The sequence below is a fragment of the Terrabacter sp. P5_B1 genome (assembly GCF_056400505.1).
Genome location: NZ_JBFULD010000570.1, coordinates 1 through 1176 on the forward strand (window position 1 = coordinate 1; position 1176 = coordinate 1176).

Consider the following 1176-nt stretch of genomic DNA (forward strand, 5'->3'; position numbering starts at 1 on the left):
GTCCTGGCGCATCCACGTCACCGTGCTCAGCGTCGCCGCGGCCCTGGCCTTCACGGGCTGGGCGAGCGCCCGCCTGGGGCGCAGCCCGGCGACCCGGGCGGTCCTGCGCAACGTCGGCGGCGGCCTGCTCGCCATGGGCGTGACGTATGCCATCGGCGCCCTCGTCGGGGTCAAGCTCGGCTGAGCGACCCGCCAGGTCCACGGCACACGGCACACGGCACACGGCATGCGGCATGCGGCATGCGGCATGCGGCATGCGGCATACGAATCACTCTGGTCGGCCAGCGAGAGGCTGGACCTTGGGGTCCACTGGAAGGCAGCAGCCAAGACGTCGGGAGGAGCGCAGCAATGAAGTTCATGCTGATGATGCACGTGGGGCACGACGACGGCAGGGAGGTGCTGGACTGGGCCCCGCAGGACATCGAGAACATGATCGAGTTCCAGCGCGCGTTCGACCGTGAGCTGGAGGAGAACGGCGAGATGGTGTTCAACGCCGGGTTGAGCTGGCCGGACGAGGCGCGCATCGTGCGCTTCGACGGTGGGTCGCCGGTCGTCACGGACGGCCCGTTCCCGGAGGGCAAGGAGTTCCTCATCGGCTTCTGGGTCGTCGAGTGCGACAGCAAGGAGCGGGCGTATGCCATCGCTGCCAAGGCGTCGTCCTCGCCCGGCCCCGGCGGGGCGCCGACGGGCACGCCGATCGAGGTACGCCCGCTCGCGGGCCCGCCACCGGTGGACGCCTGACCGAGGACGGACCACCACGCGGGTCGTCGCCTCGATGTAGGCACCGGCCCGGTCGTCGGGCAGGCGAATTCGGTAGGCCATGACGTAGATGACCAGGGAGACGACGAACAGCACGGGGATCGCGGTGCCGAAGCCGAGGACGCCGAGGCCACCGTCGTAGTCGCCGGATGCTTCGGGCGTCCGGTGACTCGAGTCACGAGGCCGGGGCGCTCATCCGGCCGGCGGTGCTCGTGAGGCCTGACGGACCAGGTCGCCGGGGCAGTTCGAACCATCGGCCGCTGACGGGGCTGTAGAGTCGAGGTGTCCCAGCGCCCGTCCGCGGCGCAACCGCCGGTCCGGCGCTCGGGACACCGGGCGCGCGATGGCGCGTCCACCGGGACTCGAGCCGAGTCCGCCGCCGACACCGGCTCACGGTGTCGTCCGGCGGGCCCAGCC

2 protein-coding genes are annotated in these 1176 nt (G+C 71.5%); both read left to right on the plus strand.

The genetic code is table 11. The features are described from left to right. Positions 1-184, plus strand: a 184-nt coding sequence (locus tag AC1DP0_RS22080) for a VIT1/CCC1 transporter family protein (protein ID WP_478088760.1), incomplete at its 5' end; no start/stop codon positions are given. 164 nt (positions 185-348) lie between these two features. Next, complete coding sequence (locus AC1DP0_RS22085) at positions 349-741, plus strand: YciI family protein (protein ID WP_478088762.1); 393 nt, start codon at positions 349-351, stop codon at positions 739-741. The last annotated feature ends 435 nt before the right edge of the window (positions 742-1176 follow it).